The sequence below is a fragment of the Sulfurisphaera tokodaii str. 7 genome (genome assembly GCF_000011205.1).
GTDB classification, from domain to species: Archaea; Thermoproteota; Thermoprotei_A; order Sulfolobales; family Sulfolobaceae; genus Sulfurisphaera; species Sulfurisphaera tokodaii.
Genome location: NC_003106.2, coordinates 1,110,488 through 1,133,034, shown reverse-complemented (window position 1 = coordinate 1,133,034; position 22,547 = coordinate 1,110,488). Strand labels below are relative to the sequence as shown.

Sequence of the window (22,547 nt, the reverse complement as noted above, 5' to 3'; positions counted from 1 at the left end):
ATGTTTTCACTAGAGCCCGGAATAACACCTTTACCTATAATAGTGGGTTATTTTATTGCTGCTGCAATAGTAGCATTCTTTATATTTAGGAAAAGTAAAAATAGAATGAAACTGATGGATTATGTAATTGCTGCAATAGGTGGTGCTATTACTTCATTTGCTGACCACGTTATAGGTGATGCCATTATATTACCTTCTCCAATTTACCCCTTTATTAATCCTCCAGTTTGGTTCAGAATTCTAGTCTTCTTTATTGTAGTGGGAGTGATAAGGAAAGTAGGTGCGGGAATGTTAAGTATGGGAGTTTTTGACATTGTAGGTGATTTAATTCATTTTGGCTTTGCCGGAGAACCTTTATGGCTTATTGAAGATGTATTGACTTATGGACTTATGGCTGACATTACAATCTATTTAACTCGAGGTAGGATATTCGGAATAGGTGAAAAAACCATGCAACCATTATTCGCACTCTTCGAGGGAGGTGTTTTAGGCTTTGTATTTTCCTTTGTGCATCCATTCTTTACTTACGGTTTTATTGCACCTATAGTTTTTGGGTTCGTTCCAAGTCAGGCTAGAATAGAGTTCCTATTAATCTCTTATATTCCAGGCGATGTAGTGATAGGGGAAATATCTGCATTAGTAGCTAATAGAATTGTGAGGGTGGTGAGAAGTGGAATATGAACTTCTTAGAAATTAAAGGATTAAGAGTTTTTTACCCAGAAAGTTCATACTCCTTAAATGTAGACTCTCTTGAGGTTAAGGAAGGTGAAACAATTTTAATAGCAGGTAAATCTGGTTCCGGAAAATCGACTCTCCTTAACTCAATTAACGGTGTAATCCCTCATGAGATAGAGGTTGAAGAAGAAGGTGAGGTTAAGGTTTTCGGTATTAATGTTAGGAATTCGACCATTCAGCAAATAGCTAGGTTTGTGGGTACTCTTTTACAAGATCCGGATTCGCAGATTTTTAACTATTACGTAATTGAAGAGTTGGCTTTCGGTGCTGAAAACTTAAACATTCCAAGAGAGGAGATATTATATAGGATCAATAAGGTTTCTCAAATAGTTGGTATTTCTCACCTTTTAAATAAGGAGACTTTTAGACTATCTGGAGGTGAAAAACAAAGAGTAGTTTTGGGAAGTATTCTCATAATGAATCCTAAAGCATTAATCCTTGACGAACCTACTTCTAGTATAGACTTAAAGGGAACTAAGGAAATTTTGACTACATTAAGAGGATTAAAAGAAAAGATGAGTATGATTATTGCTGAACATAAGATAAACAAAGTGTTAGAATTCGTTGATAGGATTATAATCCTCGACAAAGGTAAGATCATTTATGATATTAAGAGAGATCATGTTAAGGAAGTGGACTTCGAGGATTTGGGTTTAGAGCCTTTAAGACCTTCTCCTCTTCCGAAGAAAAGAAGAGATGGTGAGGTTATACTTGAGGCAAAGGTTAAGGTTACTGACGGTAATAGGACTATTGTAGACACGGAAATTGTGTTAAGGAAAGGTATCTCAGCATTAATTGGTGATAACGGTAGTGGAAAGTCAACTCTTCTAAAAGCATTAGCTGGTATTTTACCCATAAATTTGAAGTTTTACGGTAGTATAAAAGTTGAGGGAAAGGAGATTTCTAAACTCCCGGTTGAAAAGAGGGGCGAAATAATCGCTTATCTACCTCAAGAGATTGACCTAATGTTTACTAAAAAGACTGTAAAAGAGGAGGTATCATATCCAGCAAAGGTTAGAAAGAAATACGATGAGAGAGTAATTAAAGAGCTGTTGAAAAGGTTTAATTTGCCAGAAGATCGAGATCCTTTTCTCCTTTCTGTTGGACAGAAGAGGAGGGTTGCAATTTCTTCTCTATTAGCAACTGGAGTTAAGGTCTTTCTTCTTGATGAACCAACTACTGGACAAGACTGGTATAATAGGAAGATGTTAGGGGAAGAGCTAAGGAGTATAGATGCAACTTTTCTTGTGGTTACTCATGACCCCCTTTTCGTATACTATTATGCTGATAGAGTATATAAGATGGTTAATGGAAGGGTTATCCCCATCTCACCAGAAGACGTTATTAAGGATTGGTGAGTAAAGTTGATACTTCATGAACTGATAAGTTGGTTAATAATTGTTGCCTCATCTATATCTCCATTTTATTTACTCTTTAAGGCCCTCGGATTTAGGGGTTTTGAGAAATTAACTACTTATGTAGAGGGTAAGACAATATATCATAAACTTCACCCCCTAGTGAAGTTATTAATAGTCTTTATAGTGACTATTATCTGTGCTGAATCAATATGGTGGGTTGGATTAATTGCTGGTACTGTTTCTCTTTACTTTTATTATACTCTGAGAAGACTTAAACTAATATTAGCCTTTACTTCACTTCAGATGATAAGTACTGTTCTTGATTATTCTTATTTTGTTTCCCCTAATGTAATAGAGGAGATTTTCGGAAATCACTTACTTATTATCTGGAGATTCCCAGAATATTTCGTTTATATGGGTATAGATCCCTATCTTACTCTTCAAGCTATAATTTACTCCTTTCAAGTTAGTATGAGAATTTGGGGAATGTTCCTTTATTCTGGTCTAATCTTTCTTACCACTACTCCGTCTCAAATTATAAGATCATTTCATAAGATGAAGGTTCCCATGCCTATTACCTTTGCAGTTACGGTAGCCTTGGTATCCCTTCCAAAAATTTTTGACACTGCTGACACTATAATAAAATTACAGTATATGAAGGGGACTAAAAAGTGGAGAGCTATGTTTGAATCCTTTATTCCTCTCTTTATTTATGAATTTAAGAAGGCAAAGGTTGTGAGCATTTCTGCAGAAACAAGGGCTTTTATGGCTTATAAGACTAGAACTTATATTGATGATATTGAGTTTACAAGAATTGATAAGACTGTTGTACTACTAATGTTATTCCTTTTAATCATTGATACTTACCTAGTTTTGATAGGATTAATTCCTTCTATTCCATTCCATCCATAACTTCAGTAACATAATTAGAGAGCATGTATTACACTCCTTTCTCTCTATAACTATTTCATTAATATTCTTAGTAATGTTAATTTCTATATTGAGAAGTTTATCTAAACAAAATTTTTAACCTAAGTTAATAATAAAATACTATGGTAAAAGTCATTTCCCTAGTAATGAAGTTTTGTCTAACTATGAGAATGGCTTATAAATCTCAGAAGAAAGTTGGAGATTCTCTTAATATATCAATTGTGAGGTGATAAAATTTGAAGAACAGTCAACTATGGCTAATAGGTGCCGGTGTAACGATATTACAACTACTAATAGGTAATATTATGGTTTTCTATGGTATATTACCCCAATTGTTAGGCCTTCATGCATTATTAGCTGCTATTTTGTTAGCAATAGCGGTTTATGGTTATTTGAGAGTAAAAGTTGATTTAGAGAAAAGGATATTAATGGGTAATATAGGATTGGTAATAATTGCAAGTATTTTAGGATATTTATTTATAGATTTCGGTAACCCACTTCTCACACTTATTCACTTTATATTAGCTTTAGGTATATTGTCAAATTTCTCAGTACTGTATGGGATAGAAAGGGGACAATTATATCATTAAATGCGAAAATAAATAAATTAAAACTATTACCTATTAGTTTATAAGTAACTAAACTTACTTATTATATGATGTTATTCCTACTTTGGTTTAAGGTTAAACAACCTGAGAACATATCTCAAAGGCAATTAATGGAGATATGGAAAAAGGAGGCTGAAGCTGCGTTATCTGCTGTAAAAGCTGGTAAAATTAAAGGACTTTATAAGGTAAGTGGAAAGAGAGAAGTAGTTGCAATAATAGATGTAAACTCCCATGAGGAGTTAGATGAGATTTTAGAAACATTACCGATAATGAAGGAACTTGGTCATTCGGTTACAGTGGAAGTTACTCCAATACACCCATATGAAAATTTCTATGAATTGATGAAGAAGTTATCATAAAACAAATTTTATCTCTTTCATCTTATTTTTTCTACTTCTTAAAGAGTGTGAGAGTCACATCACCACTAATTTTAGAATTTTATTTCCCGTAACACCAGAGTTATAAAGAACTTCATTAAGTTATTGCTCTTTTAATAGCCTTTTATTATCAGTAATATCTACATAACTCTGCAATATCGGAAAAACTATCGATTATAAAGTATTGAAGAACAATTTCCTTTAACGTTAATCGAGATTTAGATTGCATTAAGCAGATTTTTCACATCAAGAATGACATTTTCAAAGATTTTCCAATTCCGATTTACATTTAAATTAACTGATAAAAAGTTAAAGGTTAAGTAGAAGTTATAAATAGGGAGTGAGAATTAATATAAATGAAATACATATACTGTGTTAAAGGAGATTATTTAATTCCTTGTACTTCTCCAACTTCTTCTGATGAATATTATATTTTTGAATACACAAAGGATTTACAACTTATTTTAACTAGATGCAAAAACGGAGAATGTAAAGAAATAGAACCGAATTATGTTTCTCTGAAATTTAATTTACCCGAAGCTTCTAAAGTTGAGGAACTTTTAAATAGACTTTCTACTTTCAGATCATTTTTACAAAAGTACAATCTCAAAGTATATTTCATGGAAGATACCAGTGTGTTAGAGGCTATCATAAATCCTAAACTATTCTATTATAAGTACCTTGCATTAAATAAAGATTTCAGAGATAAGGCAATAAGTCAACTTGAGAAATGGGTCTCACGATTTTTACTTTTTGTACGAGTGGTAGAAGAACTTGGAGTGATTAAGTTTATCGCCCATTTAGATAGTTTAGATGGTAGGTACGCTTTATGGGTTAAGGAAAATTTTGATGAGCCAAGTACTATTGTTTTGACTGAAAAAGAAGGTGAGATTAAGCTCTGGTTTGGTTTCAAAGATTGTGATCTCTATATTAAAAACAAAGAAATAGAAAAATGTTATAAAATAGAAAAATGAATTTAAATCTTTTTTCAGTGGAATTTCATATAAGTAGGTTTATAAGTTAGTAATATACAATATCAAATATGGAGAAGAGTATTCATGAGTTAGTAGATAAAGCTAAATGGACGAGTATCCACTCCTTAATGTTTGCCTCACTTGCTATAGGTTTCTTTATGTGGGGAGTTATATCATCAATAGCACCAATAGTATATCCCTCAATAAACAATGTATTTTTCCTTTTAACTCCAACATTTGTTACGATAGCTGGTAACCTAATATTACCCTTCTTCTCAGATAAAAGACTGGGGAGGAAAACTACATTTTTCATAACAATGACCTTATACTCCTTAGGCACACTACTCATCGCATTAGCCGCACTACTCTCTGGATTAAATGTAGATAACTTAGCAAAATTCCCTTACATTGCCCTTTTAATAGCAGGAATAGTTTTAGGTGTTTTAGGTGTTGAAGGAGAAGTTCCAGTTATGTTATCTTACACTGCAGAGATGATGCCTTTAGATAAAAGAGACATTATGTTAGTTTTGGCACCAAACTTTGATAATATTGGTGCTATGGTTGCAGCTTTAATAGGTTATATAACTTATAGTGCATCAAACTCCTTTTCAATACAACTTCTAGCACTTTCAATTGTTGCCTTTATAGGAGTAATTACTGCAATTATTATCAGATTGTTACTACCAGAGTCTGTTAGATGGTTAGTAGTAAAAGGAAATTTAAATAAGGCAGAAAAGGAAGTAGAGAAAATAGTTAGAAGTACTAAAGATCTGAAAGAACGAGAGGTAAATAAGAAACTTAGTTTAGGTGCTAGATATGCATTTTTAGCAATAATCGGAATCTCACAATATCTAACTTATGGATTAATGGCTTTCGTTGTTGCCGACTTTTACTTTTCTGGTGCTACTACAAGTTTTATCATCTTTATAGCGAATCTAGGTGCTAGTATAGCTGGGTTAATTGCCGGGGCATTAGTAACAAAAATTAAAACTAGAACTTTTGCCCTATTCTCTTATGTTGGAGGAGCATTAAGTATGATACCAATAATTCTACTAACTTCTAATTTTAATCTCATAGGATTTTATATCTTACTCTTCGCTAACATGTTATTCAGTGAATTCGCATGGGCAACTAGGACAATCTATGAACCTACTTTAATGCCAAATAATTTAAGGGCCTTTCTTATAGGACTAATTAGGCTAGCTCCAGTTACCGCTTATGCCATTTCAGTATATGTATTGGGAAGTTATTTGCAAGGACTCTCTACATATATTTGGTATAATACTGCATTATGGGTTATAGGTGCGATAGCAACAGTATTCTGGTTCTTCAGAGGACTAGATACAAACAATGTTAGTTTAGAAAAAATAGATTAAATATAGGTGTGGGGTCTTAATCCTGGTTCCCTGATATCTCTAGGATCCGCTAATTCCATTGCAATTCTATAAGCTAAACTTTCTTTTCCGAATTTTTCCTCAACTATTTCCATATCAATCCTTCTAACTTCTCTCTCATCGGCAATACCAATTAAGTGTAAGTATTCGTGAAGTAGTATGACGAATAAGTATTCATATTCATATCCTGCCCTCTTAGCCCTTAAATATTGTTGTTTATTTACATAAATCGTGTAATCACCAGCCCTTACGTAAGCTAATACTGTGTCTGGTAAATAATCAACGAGGGAGACACTAGCGTTAGGAGTATTCTTCCCTCTCTTTCTTAGCTCTTCTTTTATATCCTCTAATACTAGATCAATAGTTATAAGCGGGATTGGCATAATTAAATCTCGATTCCACGCTTAAAATATTTTGTTCTAAGTTGAATATTTTACCTTCCTACTCGATTAAAGATTTATGAACTATGATGTTATCATCATAGGTGCAGGACATAACGGTTTAGTCTCAGCAAACTACTTAGCAAAACATGGGTTAAAAGTCCTTGTTATAGAAGCTAGGAGTAAACCGGGTGGAATGGCTGATACTGCAGAGTACAAAGGGTTAAAATATAGTAAAGCCTCATATGTTTTAGGTCTATTCCCTAAAAGGATTGAGGAGGAATTGGGAATTTACTTCCCAGTTATAGACTCTCCTTTCGCTGACATATTTTTAACTGAAGATGGTGAAGTATTATATCTGTGGAGAGATGAAAAGAAAAGAATTGAAGAGTTCAGAAAACATGGAGAGTACAAATACGAAAAGTTAGATAGGTTAATTTTCAAACTAAAGAGAATTGTTGAGGAAAAATTTCTTTTCGTTACTAAGCCCCCTTCTATTGACGACTTCAAAAAAGCAGTTGAAAGCACAGAGTTAGAGATATTCCTTGAACCTACAAGAAAAGTTCTCTCAGAATATCTTGATAATAAGTTTCATGAGGCTTTAGCCTATGCATTCATGTTTAATTTACCAGCTTATATAATGGCTTACTATTTTAGTCTGGAGTGGAGAATTGTTAAAGGTGGAATGGGAAGTGTAGGAAAAGTCTTAGAGGAGAATGCTAAGAAACTAGGTGTAGATTTTATGTATGATACCAGAGTTGAAGAAATTGTAATAAAGAATGGAAAAGCTGAAGGTGTATCTATTAACAACGGTAAAGTAATTCAAAGTAAAGTAGTACTACATGCTGGGAGCCCAGTTCTACTAAATAGATTAACTAACGGTATGATAAGAGTTTATCATCCGAATTTTATACCAGGGTGGAGAAGATGGACCTTATTACTAAAAGAAGCACCTAAAGTACCAGACTTTATGAAGGATAATCTCGACTCTCTCTTCACGTTACCTTTTGGAGAAGTAACTATTCCTTCAGCTGTTGATCCTTCACTAGGATGCCATGTGATAACCAGCATGGGTGGTGATATTGAGGAAATTAAGGATTTCTTTAAGGTAAAAGAAGAAAGCGTAATTCACATCGACCTACTTACGGCTGATAAACTTGAAAAAGAGTATTTAGCACCTTTTGGTGATATGAACCATATGCCAATGACTCCAGAGTTTATGTTTGATGATAGACCCGTAAAGGGTTGGGGTTATACAACTCCTATAAAGAATCTTTATATTACGGGCTCTGGCACATATCCAGGTGGTCAAGTAACTGGGATTCCTGGTAGAAACGCTGCCATGAAAATTTTAGAGGATTTAATTCGGGAAAACACTTAATAATACTTTATCGTAACTTATACTCATGAAAAATGAAATTATAATTTTCTCTGTAATTTTTTCGACAATAGCACCGGCAATTTTAGCAACAACTCACCTATCTATTTATGTGGCATTACCCACATTTCTACTAGTCTTTGTAATAGCATATTTAACTTATTTACTTGTAAACGTTAAATGGGATTATAAAGGATTATATGCTTATGCACAAGATTTCCACCCACTTGTAGGATATATGTTCTTAGCAAGTTGGCTGGGAAGTTATTACCCTTACACAATTTATACTGCGATTTATATACCTTATTACGTACTTAACTTAGACGGGATTACAGCTGTTATAATCTCTCTAATGGTAGAAGTAATAATAGTCGTAGCATTACTTACAAACTTTTACTATATTTTCCCAATTATCGCTTTTTCACAGCTTGCACTAGCATTACCCTTCGGCTGGAAATTGGGATTAGGTGTAACGCCTCCAATTCCTTCACTATTCCTTGATATTCTTTCATCATCTGTTATAATAGTTTGCATAACTTTATCAACATTCATAAAGGCTGATAAAAGGTTTTCTAACTATATTCTCTATTCTGTACTTATAGGTGGTACCATGTTATTTTATAGTTCATTCCTATCACCCTCTAGCCTAGCTGTTTATGGAGAGGCTATAGGAAATTTCGGTCTCATTATGGCAGAATTCCTCATGATCAAAAACTTACTTTCTGGCTTACAAAGGGAAAATATAGTGAAATATCTAGCAATTGCATCAATTCCACTAGTTGGAATAGGTAATCTAAACTATACTCTGTTCTACAATACTCTAATAGTCCCTTCAGTGGCACTACTTTACGTAAGCTTATTCTTGTCATTTTTGTCAGTGTTTAAGTATTTTAACTCATTAAAGATTAAGATTTTGGGTAGTATAGCTTTATTCCTCTTTATTTACGGTGAATATAATGTTATAACAACATCAAAGGGATACCTTCTCTACGAGGCAATAGGTGCATTGATCTTATCTATTTTAATAGGAATTTCAGTGTATAGTAAAAGGAAACATTCATTCAACTCAATTAGAGATTTGGGTAAAAATTTTTAAACAAATTAAATCATCTTTAAATGATAAAAATGAATAAAAATATTTTAATTGCTATATTAACTATACTTATAATAGTTGCAGGAATAAGTGGGTATTTAGTAGGTAAAACAGAGAATGGTAATGCCACTAGTACTACAACAACTGTAACAAAAACAATAGAGCAAGTTGTTCCTTCTCCAGTTTCTGATCCAGCAAATTTAGGTAATGGCGAGGATTATCTGATTAATCCCGTATTTCCAGACCATACTATTGCTTCTCAATACGCCTACGTTACACCGGGAGAGGGTTTAGTTTTTATAGGAAACCCATACCTATCTGGAAATGGTTATTTAGCTGGCGCTAAAGGTGCTGCAGTGATAGCTTCTATGTTAGCTTATCAACCATTAACAGAATATAATTACTACTTATACATTAACTCGCCTTATTGTATTAACGTACCTGGTGCTGTGAAAACAGATTCTGCAACTGTAATGTATCTAGCTTCAATGTTAAATCAACAATCAGAACTAAATAAATCATTGTACTTCTTAGGTGATGTTGGTTTGGAAGGTTATATGTATTCAACCGGTGTAGTTTACCAAAGAATTGTACAATTATACCAAGGAGGGATTTATTATCTCGTAGTACCTCAAATGATGGCATTAGCTGAAGGTCAAAATTACCAAATGGCTTTACAATTTGCAAAAGAACACCATGAAGTGCTCTACACGGTTTCTTCAATACCTCAAATATACCAGATAACCACTGGAAGTAAATTACCAACTCCTTCTGGTTACATAGACTTTCCAATAAACTTTAGTATTGGTTATCTATATCTAGAACATCTTTACCAGCAACTTTACAACAGCAGTACTAATGTAACGGCTAAGCAATTAGCTCAAAAGTATTGGAGTGAAGCACAGAAATTAGCAAATGAAGGAAATTATACGGCATTCTATTTCTTACCTAACCCAGCAGTAGAAGCAATACAGATCTTATATCAACCTTACTACAACTTATCTTTAGAAGTGCAAGAGGCAATCAATAATGCAAGTACCTTAAGCAATTTATGGAAAATTGAAACAGCATCAGAGGCAGCGTATTTATCACATGGAAATATAACGGAACAAATACTCGCAAATGCATGGGCTGCTTTAAGTTTATCAATTAATGTAGGACCAACAATAACGCCATATGGATTTTATCAAGGGTTATATAACGCATTCTTGACTGATTTATATGCAGCAGAGTACCTAGATGCTGTAACTAACTCCCATTATGGAAACATCACTTTACTAATTCAAATCTATAGAAATCCAAATGTAATATATGACTTTGGTTTCTTTACAAATTATTATGCGATGATGGCTATTCAATTTAGAGACTACTTCCTAAAGCAACTTAATTCAACAGACCAAGCTGTAGTACTAAATTCAATATACTCTTATATGGCTAATGAGACACAAATACTTGAAAATGCAGCAGCTTATTTCGATGGACCATCTATTGTTGGTTATATGATGATGAATTATGGATTACAAACACACAATCTTGATCTACTATATTACTCAATGCCATATATAAGATTTGTAATGAATACTGAAGAACTAACGTGGTATATCTAAGTTAAATTTTTTTATTTGTTCATGTAATTAAAAGATCAAATCTTTAGAGGCGTGAATATTTCGTCTATAAGCATTATCATATAACCGGCTAATTTTAATATTTTACGAGTTCACATCATAGAAAATGAGTTTTAATCATTAATAATAAATTAGTTCTCATTAATTAGATAATAAAAATAATTATATTTTACTTTATTTCATTACTTACTACATAGTTCTAATAAAGGGTTATAAATGATATTCATTCAGGTACTCTCTCCAGTACGTTCCCTCCATCATTGGATTCAATACTCTTATGTAAGGTCCATATACTAATGTATCTAGTACTTTATCGTGGATTTGCCTTACCTCTGGGTATATCAATACTCTCCCAAGACCGAACATAAGTGCATTAGTATCACTCCACTCTGTATGAACAATATACCTCTGAGGTCTATTTCTGAATTCTGGAGCTTCATAAATTGTTACTGGTTCTGGTACATCCATTCCGTTAGCTGTCTCTAATATTTGATGAAATCCTTTTGCGTTTAGTTGTAAACTTCCTAAAGGTGATACTCCAATCTCTTTAAGTATCATCCCTCCTAGGAATCCTGGAGCCGATCTGAAAGCTTCAAGAGTTTTTATAGCATATTCCTCAAATTGATTCTCTAATCCCTCTTTTACTATATGCTCTCCGAAGGCAACAACTCTCTTTCCGTAAGGTTGAGAAATTGGAGGAATAGATACAGCTTCTCCAGCGGCAAACTTCTTACCTACCATAACTGTGAAATCCGTCATTTCTGTATTAAGAGGCATATTGGCATAAACTATTTCATATAAAGGTTCATAAGGTCCCCAAATCATTTGGTCTGCACATTGTAGACATAACCTAAAGAGATTAGCCCAGTTCTGTTTATGCATTTCCTCATGATCTTTCCAATTCTTCCAAAAGGTATATTGCATTAACATCAAGCTGTGCATTTCTTGGCTCATTTCCATTTTAGCACCTCCCCATCTAGTCCCTAGAGGTACTACACCTATCTGTACATGATTTTGGAATCCCACAAACCCTGGATGTCTTGCTGTGACCATGCATACTTTAGGTCCTACTTTTCCAAAAAGTTCTAACGTTTTAGGATCATTTCTTACTTCTACCATGTTTATTGCTACATATGGTTTCGGCATATTTGGTCATTACATTATTTTGATTTAAAGTTAATAAACACGTTATTCTTTTTCATTTAACTCTGTTAAAGTAAGTATTTTCCTCATCTACAGAATTTTATAAATATATTTTTTTGTTGACTTAGTTTATTTCAAATTTAATAGATAAACATATTAGCCCACAATTACACATATTATTTATGGACAAAAGATTCTACGAACAATTACTAACTTCAAATAATAAATATGATAGATTAGATGGGTGGAGAAAAGCAGACTTATTATATAAATCCATAGATCTTAAATCGTATAAGGAATACTTTTTAGAATTATTAGAGGATGAAGACATAGACATAGCTTTGCATGCATGGCAAATGCTACCTCAATTAATAAAGCTTAATATAATAGATAAAAATGAATATGATGAGAAAAAGCTAGTAAGGGCATTGAGAGAAGGAGATATAAACGCCTGGTGGATAGCATATGATTTATGGAAAGAGAGAATAATATCCTTGGATTTACTTAAGTCGAACATAGAATACTTTGAAAAATCCCTAAGATCAGATCCTTTAACGAGAATAAGTGCATGGAGCTTACTCCCTTACTTCTTGGAAGTAGGATTAATTGAAAAACCAGATAAAGATTATCTTACTGAGTTGCTTGAACAGCCACTTAATATACACATCAAGGTCAACGTAGTATATTTGATCCTAGAACTTAAAGAAAAAGGTATTATTAATAACGTGAACGTAGATGCTATTAAGAAAGTGATAGAAGACCCTAATTTCATAAAATTATCAGAAGCATATGAAAAAGATTGGAGAAAAGCTCTCCAATATATACACGATAAGAATATTATTAGGGAACAATAAAGAATCTCTTCAATAGCAGTTTTATCCAAAAATACTCATTAGACCTTTCTTTCTAACAACTCACCAGTAAGCTTATTACCTATAGTATGTATATAGCATATATGAAAACCATAATGATAAGGGATGACGTATATAAGAAACTCCTTGAGATTAAAGGTGATAAAAGCTTTAGTGAAATAATTGAAGAACTAATAGAGGAATCATTAAGTGTGAGAAGGAAAAAGATTGAAAAATACTTTGGAATTCTCAATGAGGAAGAAGCAAGGGGGTTAGCTAAAGAAATTGAAGAAATGAGGAAGAGGACTGATGAAGATATTGCTAGAAAGCTCAGCAATTATTGAATATTTAAAGGGAAACAAAAAGGCAAAAGAAATTCTAGATAAGGCTGAAGATTTTTATGTTAGCTCATTAAGTGCATATGAGATATTATTAGGTAAAATTAATGAAAATAAAATATTAGATTTTCTATCAGCATTTAAAATTTTAAGCATTACCTTAAAAGATTCTCTGATAGCCTCAAGGATTTATAAAAGATTGAGAGATAAAGGAATGCTAATAGGATCTTTTGACATATTAATAGCTTCTCAAGCTATTAATAGAGATTTAACCCTTGTAACTAAAGACACAGATTTCCTAAGAATAAAAGAGGAATATAAAAATCTCAAGTTATTTATGCTTTCATAATTAGACGCAAAGGCAAAGAATTTCTGTTTGAAGATTTAACTCTTTACTTTCGCTAGTAATCATGTTACATTATTCTTATTCCCCTCAAGCTCCTTAACTAAGTTGATAATTTCGGCATGTACAAAGACTTGAGGGAAATTACCAGTAAATTCTTTCTTCTCAACATCTGCATGTTCTCCTATAAGCTTTAAGTTCCCTGCTATCTCTTCTATATTAGAGATTATATTCTTTGCTTCTTCAATTCTTCCTAGCCTTACATAAACTCTGGCTAACCATAATGTAGTTAGAAGAAACGGATGTTTAGCTTCTCCCATAAAATCGGTCTTATATCTCTTAACGAAGTTACCGACTTTAAGTTCCTTCTCTATCTTGGACAAAGTGTTTAAGAACAGCATATCTCTTTCGTTCACAAAACCGTATAGAGGTGCGGAAAGTATTGATGAATCAACGTCTTCGCTTCCAGCAAATCTTGCAAAATAACCATTCGTTACACAGTTTTCTAAAATCCATTTCCTCAATGATTCTCTACTTTCTCTCCATCTATCTTCTTTGCCTATATGTTCTGCGAGTTTCCCAGCTCTATCTAAGGCTACCCACATCATTATCTTAGAGTGCGTATAATGCCTGGGTTCACCTCTGTCCTCCCATATTCCTGAGTCCTTTAATAACCAGTTTTCGGAAACCCAATCTGCAATATATTCAACTTTATCAAATACCTCCTTTACATACACAATGTCTCCGGTTTTTTCAAAGTATTTATAAAGTGCGTTTAAGAAGAATCCCTCCACATCAAGTTGTATTTGTTTTGATGCAGCATTGCCTATTCTAACGGGTTTCGAGTTCTTATATCCAGATAACCACATTAATTTAACTTCTGGTGGAGGTATTGTACCTTCTATAGTATATAAAGGATAATAGAAAGGTTTTGACGTGAAATTGATCAAGGATAGAAGGAAATTGATTATCCTTCTAGCCTCTACAATAAACCCTGCATTAATCAATGCCTCAGCCGTAATTGACGAATCTCTAACCCAAGCAAATCTATAATCCCAATTTCTTGAACCTCCAACAACTTCGGGTAAAGAAGTAGTGGGGGCTGCAATTGATGCTCCAGAAGGAGAATAAATTGAACCTAAAAGAACGAAAACAGATGATTTGTAAAGGTCTTCATATATGCTTGACTTAACTTCAAAACTTTCCCAATATTTTATAGTTTTCTCGAAAGGCTTCTCAAAATCTAATCTTAAATTCTTCCCTCTTTCACTTAAAGCTCCGTGCTCCACATCTGTAGAATAATTAGCTACTAAAAATCCCTTCCCTTCAGAAAACTTCCAGGTGAAAGGCCCTTCCCTTTTAACTTTTCCATCCCAGCTATAGAGAAAAGCCACGCAATCCCTACCCTTAGAGTTGATAAACCTATCCTTTAGTATTATTGGTCTGTACAACGCGTATCTAAAGAAGGGTTTGAAAACTACTGAAAATGGAACTTCACTTTCAACCTTTCTTATTATTACAGTTTCACCTAAGGGTAATAAATCAGTAATTTTAATCATTCCTTTTTCTGTATAAACTTCTGTAGTTAACACCAAAGGATGTTCATAATACTGCTTTATTTGAGATTCTTTCTTCACTACTATAGAGAACTCTCCCCCGTCTTCATCTAGTAGCCTAGCAAATATTGAAGAAGAATCAAACTTAGGAACTGGAAACCAAACTATTGAAGTACCTTGTATAATTGCAGAGGTTATCTGGTTTGAGATAAAACCTAATTTCACGTATGAAATTCTAGTTTGTAAAATAAATACCTTTCCTAAAACCTTTATTTTCGTTAATTCAGTAGTTAATATATGAGTGAAAAAGAGGAAATATTGAGAAAGATTAAGACTCAGGAGCTAGCTGAAGCTTTCAATAAAGTCGATAGGTCTTTATTCCTTCCAGAGAACTTAAAGGATTATGCATATGCTCATACACACGAAGCTCTGCCTATTCTACCGGGTATAAATACTACTGCTCTTAACTTGGGAATTTTTATGCTAGATGAGCTAGACCTTCATAAGGGACAGAAGGTTCTTGAAATAGGAACAGGGATAGGATATTATACTGCTTTAATTGCTGAAATTGTCGATAAAGTTGTAAGCGTAGAAATAAATGAGAAAATGTATAACTATGCTTCCAAACTCCTCTCTTATTACAATAATATAAAACTTATACTTGGAGATGGGACTTTAGGATATGAGGAAGAAAAACCCTACGACAGAGTGGTCGTTTGGGCAACAGCACCTACGCTTCTTTGTAAACCTTACGAACAGCTTAAAGAGGGAGGAATAATGATTTTGCCAATAGGAGTTGGGAGAGTGCAGAAACTTTACAAAGTAATTAAGAAAGGAAATAGCCCTTCGCTTGAGAACCTAGGGGAAGTTATGTTCGGAAGAATTGGAGGTCTTTACGGTTTTTATGATGATTATGATGATATTGAATTTAGAGTTAATAAATTAGAAAGACAAATAAAGTCAATATTAGATAATTTAGTAAAGAAAACTTAATTTTTTTAGCATTAGATAAGGCACTCTTCAGTTAGTAGTTTAAGGAAATTCCCTTACCATAAAAAATTATAATATTTTTTCATGAACCAATAAATACTTTGAATTTATTCCCTTACTTTATTTAGTTTATCAGAAACAATTTTTCAGTAAATAGGACAATATTTCTTAGATTTGTTCAACGTCATGTAAAAATGTAGCGATTTTCCTATAAATGCTATTCAGTTTTTCTTGTTCTCTTATTTTATTTGCTATTAAAAATAGATTTACAAGCTATATTCCTTAATTAAATCTGATTACGCATAGATTAACATAATGTGAATAGTTAAGTACTTTCAACGGGTATTTTAGTTAGAGAAATTTTTCTGTTTAAACCTACAATATCGACTTTAATGGTTAAGCTAAGTATTTTCTCAAAAGATACGTAGTCTTTTAGTTTACCCGAAAAGAGTTCCCACCAGAAGTAGGAAAAGTAATCAGCAATCTGCAGAGGAACACTCATATAACTCCTTCCATGTTTCGATAATGACACCCTAAAAGATTTTCTAACAATCCTCTCTAACAAATCATCAAATATAGGATTATCGTAAAACGCAAACGTAGAGTTCTCATTAAAATTAAAACTCTTAATAAATATTTTTTGTCAACTTTGTTCCTGTCAAGTAGTATGACAAAACGCGGGGCAAGCCTCGCCTTTTAAGGCGGGGTAAAGTTTTTAATCTTAGCTTAAAACTATTAATAAAGTGCGGGGAAGCCCACAAAGGTGGGCATACTGAAGATATGTGTCCCCGCACAGAACTACATATCCCCGAGTCCCCAAGAGCCAAGAGCAGAGGGCAACTCTTGGTGAGGGATAGGGGTAATGGGCTGAAGACCCAGCCCGTGGTCTACCGCTGGATGAACGGAGCGGGGTGGGTGCTTTACGCACCCACTAGCTATGAAGTTGTGAGGATGAAGGTGGTAAACCACAAACCTATGAACCGCCCTAAGGGAACCCTCGCCCTTTAGGGCGGGGGAGGAGGTCAGTAATAAAAACCTTTATGTTATTTTTAGGTATTGATACTTCTGGAGACCACGATCCTATATCACCCTATGTTATAAGTATAGTAGTCTCAGATGATAGTAATTCGATAGAAGAGACAAAATTCGGTAAGGCTTTTAAGGAGATTAAACGGACATTAGGAAAAGATTATATTATTCACGCTACTAACGACTCAGAGAAAATTAGAAGGTTAGTGATAGATGTATTTGAGAAATACGAAATAGAATCCTTCATACTGACCTCCTTATATAAAACATATTAGTCAGATCTGCGTAATACAGATCTGACTGGGGTTGAGGCCGTTGACTTCCTTGGGCTCAAAGCTCGACGGGGAGCTTGGCCCGCCTCCAAATTCGTACCGGAAGTTGGGCTTGAAGCTCGAATAAAACATAAGGGTGAGTATATATGGAGGCCCCAGTTGCAGGAATAGATATATCAAAAGATAAATTAGTAGTGTATTTCCAAGGTAAATTATATGAGTTTCCTAATAATAAGCAAGGGTTTGAGGGAGTAAAGCAAATCTTGCCTAAGGGTTGCAAGATAGGTATTGAAAGTACTGGAGTTTACCACATTAACTTGGTTAAGTACTTGGGTAATGAGTATGATGTTAGGATTATTAACCCCTTAGTACTCAAGAGGTTTAAGGATTTTAGGGGTAAAAAGAGTGATAAGAATGATGCTAAAAAGCTTGCGGAATTAGTTGTTAATATGGGTAGTGTAACTAATGAGGCTAGGGAGTTAACAAGCCAATGGGATTTTGTGACAAGAAGTATTGTTAGGGTTAAGAATAGGTTGAGGAGGGATTTAATCCTCTTGGGTTATAGGGATAGTTTGTCCAAGGAGAACTTGAATGAGGTATTGAGAGGGGAGGATAATGTAGTGTTGTCTGAGGTTAGGTTTCTTTTAGGGGAACTGGAGAGGCTTGAGGGTAGGAAGAGGGAGATTGAGGAGGAGCTTGAGAATTTTGTTCCCAAGGATAGTTTGATTTTCACTATTCCGGGTATTGGTAGGACGCTGGGTTGTATTATTTTGGCTAGGGTTGGTGATGTTAGGCGTTTTTCTGATAAGAGGAGGTTTGTTGCTTATTGTGGTCTTGATCCGGTTGTTGAGTCTAGTGGGAAGGGTGTTGTTTCAAGGGGTATTTCTAAGAAAGGTGATGCTGTTTTGAGGAGGGCTTTTTATCTTGCAGCTTTAACTGCTATTAGGGTTAACCCTGTTATTAAGCGTTTTTATGAGGAGCACAAGGGAAGGTTGAGGGGTAATAAGTTGATTATTGCTTGTGCAAGGAAGCTTGCTGTTATTACTTGGGCTGTACTGTATTATAATAAGCCCTTTGATGCTGGCGAGTGATAAGGAGAGTCTTGTTTTTCAGAAGTAGTGTGGACTATGCTTGATTTTCGATGGAAAGGTTTTTATACCGGAAGCTCCACACTCCCGGAAGCTTCAGACTCTTGTTATTACAAGAAAATATCACTACTTTACAAGAATATTTAGTCAAATTATTTTATCCAATTTTTAACTCCACTGAATTATTTTCTGGGTGATGAAATTGGGGTCTATGGTATAAATTCATTAGCATACTACTTTATGGGATGCTTCTAATCTTCTTAAATTTTAGATTCGTAAATTTTTGTTAAATTCAAAATCAAGCGTTAATTTAAAAGCAAAGTTTAACGTTATCTCTGATAAAAATTTGAATGATCCACAAAACATTAACTTACTTAATCCTTATAAAGATAAAATCCTACATAAATTCATACATATATTTTTGGAATATAACAAAGAAGATTTATAGTTAAATGGCTATATTACGAGAGTCGTACAATATCTTATAAAACAAAAATTTCCTATCAAATCAACAGATAATATTTTGCAAACTTTTTATTATATAAAAAATTAAAAAATATTTTAACTTTCTCTTTAATACATTAATTCTTCGTAGTATATCTTAAATAAATCATTAACATATGATTAACGAAATCATGAAATAAAAAATCATATGGTTTCAATATATAATGATGAAATTTCTGTATAGTTTTCTGGCTTTCTATCTCTTAAGAATGGAGCTTTTTTCCTTCTTTCTCTAATAAAATCAAGATTAACATCGACTATTTCATAACCTTCTTGGCTACTCATTTCTTTTAATATATTTCCTGTAGGATCTGCTACTAAACTTTTGCCAAAATAATCTATTTCCTTACCTTGGAAAATTTCTGGAGTCCTATTTACTCCCACGACGTATATTGTGTTAAATGCAGCATGAGCTCTTAATTCTAGTTCCCAGGTTTCGGGATAAAAGTTTGTTGTAGTAGGTATTGTAACTATATCTGCACCCTTCAGTGTTAGTATTCTAACACCTTCAGGAAAATGACGATCATAACATATTACTGCCCCAATCTTATATCCTCCGAAATCGAATACTGGATATTCTTTCCCTGGTTTGAAATAGAACTTCTCATAGTAACCAGGCACTTGAGGTATATGAGTTTTCCTATATTTACCCAATACCTTGCCATCTTTTATGAAAATAGCTGTATCATAATATATTCCTTTAATTTTTTTATCTTCTTCAAAGATAGTTATTATCATACCTATTTTGTACTGTTTAGAAAATTCAGCAAAAACTCTTACCGTAGGCCCGTCTTCTGGCTCTGCTAAATCGAAGAATTTTGGATCTTCTGTAGCGGGGAAATATTGTGTTGTAAATAACTCGTTATATACTATTAGTTCTGCTCCATCTTTAACTGCGGCCTTTGTATACTCTAGAGCTTTCTGTATATTTGCTTCCTTAGATTCTACACTTCCCATTTGTATCATTGCAATTTTAACCATGTGTTTCATCTCTTACTGTATTAATTTCTTCATCAACACTAGTTCTCCTTTTTGTTACTTTCTCCAATACTTCGTACGTTGTCATCTTCTTCGCAGCCAACCCTCTCATATCTTCGATAGCTCTATAACCTTTTCTCTCCATAAAGGATTCCAGTTCTTTTTTCCACTCATTTATGAATTCAAATCCTTTAAGAATAGTATAAGTAACAGACTGAACTGTAGTAGCTCCCATCATTATATATTCAACAGCATCTCTCCAATCAAATATTCCTCCTACTCCACTTATCTGTAAAGAAGTTGATGTATAAATCTTTGATACCGCAGCTAAACCTATTGGTTTAACTGCTGGGCCTGAGATTCCGCCATATCCAGAATAACCATTAATATCTGGTAGTGGTTGAGCTCTCTCTATGTCAACCGCTATTACACCATTAACGGTATTAATTGCAGTTACTGCCTTAGCCCCCGCATTCTCAGCTGCTTTTGCTGTCTCTCTAATATCTGTAATATTTGGAGTTAATTTAGCTATTACCGGTATTCCTACGGATGATACTACTTCTTTAGTATATTCTTGTACAAGATCCGCATGCTGTCCTATGAATGCCCCAGTTCTTTTTTCTGGTTCTCCATGAGGACAACCAAAGTTTAACTCTAGCATATCAGCACCCCTATCTTCTGCCCATCTTGCTAACCTAATCCATTCAGAGTAATCTGGACCTCCCATTATACTTACTATAATGGGAGCACTTTTCCCTATTTCAGATTTTATTACTCTTAGATATTTATCCCATACTTCTAAGGGATCTTCTGTTATCAGTTCTAAGTTTTCAAATGCTATTATTTCTCTATTCCTTCTAATTGTAGCATACATAGGTCTTACTGATTTTCTAACTATTGAGTCCCCTATAGTTTTAACAACTACTCCTCCCCAACCTGCTCTTATTGCCGAAATTATTTTTGGAGGATTCCCAGTTGTTGGACCAGAGCCTACTAAAAAAGGATTTGGAAATGTTATTCCTTGGAAAGTTACTGATAGATCTATCATTATATAAATAATTTAATTGGACAAAATAAATATTTATCTATTATTTAGCTTAAATAGTTTCCAATTCAACAATTTTATTCCCTTTTTTGCTTAAAAAAATCCATTATTAATGACAGTATGATTTATAAAGCAATTAAAGCTATATGGTATTCTGATGGTCTATGATTTAATTCTGAAAAATGTAAAAGCATTTACCGTATCAGGACCTTTCGAAGGAGATATTGCAATAAAAGATGGTAAAATAGCCAAAATAGGAGGAGATATACAAGAACAAGCAAATAAAGTAATAGACTTAACTGGAAAGTATGTTGTACCAGGTTTAATAGATGGTCATACTCACATGGAATTTCCCTTTATGAAAGAAGTTACCGCAGATGACTTCTATTATGGTACTAGAGCTGCAGTTGCAGGAGGCGTAACTACTATTGTAGATTTCATAACTCCAGCTAAAGGTCAAGATTTATTAAGTGCATATGAGCAATGGAGGAGTAATGCTGATCCTAAAGTCATTTCAGATTATGGTCTTCATATGATTATACGAGAGAGTAATACTAAAATTCTTGAACAAATCCCAGAAATAATAAATAAGGGGGTAGTGAGTTTTAAGTTATTTATGGCTTATAAAAACGAGTTTATGCTATCAGATGGGGAATTATATAAATTAATAAAAAGGATTAATGATTTTGGTGGTGTAATAGGTATACACGCAGAAAACGGAGAAATTATTAATGAATTGATACAACAATTCGTTTCAGAGGGCAAGATAGAGCCTATATATCATTATTATTCTAGGCCCGACATAATGGAAATAGAGGCTACAAACAGAATAGCGTCTATCGCAAGTATGCTAGGTAAAGACGTTAAAATGTATATAGTGCATACGTCTACTGGTGAAGCGGTAGATATTATGTCATCCTATAGAAAGCAAGGTTTCAAGTTTTATAATGAAACTGTTCCTCACTATTTAACTTTAAACACTGATTTCTTAAAGAGGCCTGATGGTTACAGATATGTTATGAGTCCTCCTTTAAGAAGTGATGAGCAGAGAACTAAATTATGGATGAGGTTAGCCTCTGGTGACATTTTTACTGTAGGTAGTGATCATTGTGTATATTCTGATGCTCAAAAGAAGAGGTATAGAGAGGAAGTGCCTCCTTTCCATGAGATTCCTAACGGAGTACCAGGTACTGAAACTATTCTACCTATCCTATTCTATTATGGTGTAAAGAAGGGAATAATAGGTATGGAAAGATTTATTGAAGTTACATCTTATAATCCTGCAAGGCTATTTGGTTTATATCCAAGAAAGGGAACTATAATGCCTGGCTCTGATGCTGACTTTGCAGTAATAGATCCTAATAGAAAAGTTAGGATATCTGCAGATGTTCTTCATAGTAATATTAACTACACGATATATGAAGGAATGGAAGTAGAGGGATGGAATATTATGACTATAAGGAGAGGAGAAATAGTTTATGAAGAAGGTCAAGTAATAGGCAAAAAAGGAAGCGGTAAATACATACCAGGCAAAACACCCGTTTTAGTGTGATGGAAA

At 33.7% G+C, this 22,547-nt stretch carries 23 protein-coding genes and 1 pseudogene; 18 read left to right on the top strand and 6 right to left on the bottom strand.

Going from position 1 to position 22,547, the window contains the following annotated elements; all coding sequences use genetic code 11:
• The 7 genes from STK_RS06300 to STK_RS06270 all read left to right on the top strand — a co-directional run bounded on the left by STK_RS06300 (position 1) and on the right by STK_RS06270 (position 6,358).
• On the top strand, positions 1-681 hold the full coding sequence (locus tag STK_RS06300) for a hypothetical protein (RefSeq protein WP_010979153.1): 681 nt from the start codon (positions 1-3) through the stop codon (positions 679-681).
• Entirely contained in the window at positions 678-2,093 is a 1,416-nt protein-coding gene (locus STK_RS06295) for an ABC transporter ATP-binding protein (RefSeq protein ID WP_010979152.1), read from the top strand. The genes STK_RS06300 and STK_RS06295 overlap by 4 nt, the downstream gene beginning before the upstream one ends.
• A gap of 6 nt (positions 2,094-2,099) precedes the next feature.
• Positions 2,100-3,005: an energy-coupling factor transporter transmembrane component T family protein gene (locus STK_RS06290; protein WP_052846488.1), complete on the top strand. Its 906-nt coding sequence runs from the start codon at positions 2,100-2,102 to the stop codon at positions 3,003-3,005.
• A gap of 254 nt (positions 3,006-3,259) precedes the next feature.
• Positions 3,260-3,613, top strand: a complete 354-nt coding sequence (locus STK_RS06285) for a hypothetical protein (RefSeq protein WP_232616530.1) — start codon at positions 3,260-3,262, stop codon at positions 3,611-3,613.
• Between the two features lie 68 nt (positions 3,614-3,681).
• Positions 3,682-3,990 carry a muconolactone Delta-isomerase gene (locus tag STK_RS06280; RefSeq protein ID WP_052846487.1) on the top strand — a complete coding sequence of 103 codons (309 nt, stop codon included), beginning with the start codon at positions 3,682-3,684 and terminating at the stop codon, positions 3,988-3,990.
• Between the two features lie 374 nt (positions 3,991-4,364).
• Positions 4,365-4,982: a hypothetical protein gene (locus tag STK_RS14825; RefSeq protein ID WP_010979149.1), complete on the top strand. Its 618-nt coding sequence runs from the start codon at positions 4,365-4,367 to the stop codon at positions 4,980-4,982.
• Between the two features lie 68 nt (positions 4,983-5,050).
• Positions 5,051-6,358: an MFS transporter gene (locus STK_RS06270; protein ID WP_010979148.1), complete on the top strand. Its 1,308-nt coding sequence runs from the start codon at positions 5,051-5,053 to the stop codon at positions 6,356-6,358.
• Here STK_RS06270 and STK_RS06265 read toward each other — a convergent pair.
• Positions 6,355-6,759, bottom strand: a complete 405-nt coding sequence (locus tag STK_RS06265) for a hypothetical protein (protein WP_010979147.1) — start codon at positions 6,757-6,759, stop codon at positions 6,355-6,357. The genes STK_RS06270 and STK_RS06265 overlap by 4 nt on opposite strands.
• A 76-nt stretch (positions 6,760-6,835) precedes the next feature.
• Between STK_RS06265 and STK_RS06260 the strand changes: the two genes are divergently transcribed.
• Genes STK_RS06260 through STK_RS06250 form a run of 3 tightly spaced genes read left to right on the top strand, consistent with a single transcriptional unit; the run spans position 6,836 to position 10,834 of the window.
• On the top strand, positions 6,836-8,137 hold the full coding sequence (locus STK_RS06260; protein ID WP_010979146.1) for a phytoene desaturase family protein: 1,302 nt from the start codon (positions 6,836-6,838) through the stop codon (positions 8,135-8,137).
• Positions 8,138-8,162: 25 nt separating this feature from the next.
• Positions 8,163-9,230, top strand: a complete 1,068-nt coding sequence (locus STK_RS06255; RefSeq protein WP_010979145.1) for a hypothetical protein — start codon at positions 8,163-8,165, stop codon at positions 9,228-9,230.
• A 29-nt stretch (positions 9,231-9,259) separates the two neighbouring features.
• Positions 9,260-10,834 (top strand): serine protease, encoded by a 1,575-nt coding sequence (locus tag STK_RS06250; RefSeq protein WP_052846938.1) that lies wholly within the window; start codon positions 9,260-9,262, stop codon positions 10,832-10,834.
• A gap of 228 nt (positions 10,835-11,062) precedes the next feature.
• On the opposite strand, the gene sor is transcribed toward STK_RS06250, so the two are convergent.
• Positions 11,063-11,998, bottom strand: coding sequence for a sulfur oxygenase/reductase (sor, locus tag STK_RS06245; protein WP_010979143.1), 936 nt, complete (start codon positions 11,996-11,998; stop codon positions 11,063-11,065).
• Between the two features lie 179 nt (positions 11,999-12,177).
• On the opposite strand from sor, the gene STK_RS06240 reads away from it, so the two are divergent.
• The 3 genes from STK_RS06240 to STK_RS06230 all read left to right on the top strand — a co-directional run bounded on the left by STK_RS06240 (position 12,178) and on the right by STK_RS06230 (position 13,533).
• The gene (locus tag STK_RS06240) at positions 12,178-12,849 is read left to right on the top strand and encodes a hypothetical protein (RefSeq protein WP_010979142.1); all 672 of its coding nucleotides are present in this window, start codon (positions 12,178-12,180) and stop codon (positions 12,847-12,849) included.
• Between the two features lie 86 nt (positions 12,850-12,935).
• Complete coding sequence (locus STK_RS06235) at positions 12,936-13,190, top strand: antitoxin VapB family protein (protein WP_010979141.1); 255 nt, start codon at positions 12,936-12,938, stop codon at positions 13,188-13,190.
• Entirely contained in the window at positions 13,156-13,533 is a 378-nt protein-coding gene (locus STK_RS06230) for a type II toxin-antitoxin system VapC family toxin (protein ID WP_010979140.1), read from the top strand. Before STK_RS06235 ends, STK_RS06230 begins: the two co-directional genes overlap by 35 nt.
• A 59-nt stretch (positions 13,534-13,592) precedes the next feature.
• On the opposite strand, the gene treH1 is transcribed toward STK_RS06230, so the two are convergent.
• A complete protein-coding gene (gene treH1 / locus STK_RS06225; RefSeq protein WP_010979139.1) occupies positions 13,593-15,308 on the bottom strand; it encodes an alpha,alpha-trehalase TreH1 in 1,716 nt (571 codons plus the stop codon).
• 72 nt (positions 15,309-15,380) lie between these two features.
• On the opposite strand from treH1, the gene STK_RS06220 reads away from it, so the two are divergent.
• Positions 15,381-16,076, top strand: a complete 696-nt coding sequence (locus tag STK_RS06220; RefSeq protein ID WP_010979138.1) for a protein-L-isoaspartate O-methyltransferase family protein — start codon at positions 15,381-15,383, stop codon at positions 16,074-16,076.
• Between the two features lie 322 nt (positions 16,077-16,398).
• On the opposite strand, the gene STK_RS06215 is transcribed toward STK_RS06220, so the two are convergent.
• Positions 16,399-16,575: a hypothetical protein gene (locus STK_RS06215; protein ID WP_198429760.1), complete on the bottom strand. Its 177-nt coding sequence runs from the start codon at positions 16,573-16,575 to the stop codon at positions 16,399-16,401.
• A 242-nt stretch (positions 16,576-16,817) separates the two neighbouring features.
• Here STK_RS06215 and STK_RS15215 point away from each other — a divergent pair.
• The 3 genes and pseudogenes from STK_RS15215 to STK_RS06205 all read left to right on the top strand — a co-directional run.
• Positions 16,818-17,081 (top strand): annotated as a pseudogene (locus STK_RS15215) (hypothetical protein); the annotation flags it as partial.
• Between the two features lie 32 nt (positions 17,082-17,113).
• Positions 17,114-17,377 carry a hypothetical protein gene (locus STK_RS06210; protein WP_052846485.1) on the top strand — a complete coding sequence of 88 codons (264 nt, stop codon included), beginning with the start codon at positions 17,114-17,116 and terminating at the stop codon, positions 17,375-17,377.
• Positions 17,378-17,520: 143 nt separating this feature from the next.
• The gene (locus tag STK_RS06205) at positions 17,521-18,465 is read left to right on the top strand and encodes an IS110-like element ISSto5 family transposase (RefSeq protein ID WP_010979136.1); all 945 of its coding nucleotides are present in this window, start codon (positions 17,521-17,523) and stop codon (positions 18,463-18,465) included.
• A gap of 645 nt (positions 18,466-19,110) precedes the next feature.
• Here the strand turns inward: STK_RS06205 and STK_RS06200 are convergent.
• Positions 19,111-19,947 carry a carbon-nitrogen hydrolase family protein gene (locus STK_RS06200; protein ID WP_052846484.1) on the bottom strand — a complete coding sequence of 279 codons (837 nt, stop codon included), beginning with the start codon at positions 19,945-19,947 and terminating at the stop codon, positions 19,111-19,113.
• A complete protein-coding gene (gene preA / locus STK_RS06195; protein WP_010979134.1) occupies positions 19,940-20,992 on the bottom strand; it encodes an NAD-dependent dihydropyrimidine dehydrogenase subunit PreA in 1,053 nt (350 codons plus the stop codon). The genes STK_RS06200 and preA overlap by 8 nt, the downstream gene beginning before the upstream one ends.
• Before the next feature lie 154 nt (positions 20,993-21,146).
• Here preA and hydA point away from each other — a divergent pair, with 154 nt between their 5' ends.
• Positions 21,147-22,541, top strand: a complete 1,395-nt coding sequence (hydA, locus tag STK_RS06190; protein ID WP_010979132.1) for a dihydropyrimidinase — start codon at positions 21,147-21,149, stop codon at positions 22,539-22,541.
• The last annotated feature ends 6 nt before the right edge of the window (positions 22,542-22,547 follow it).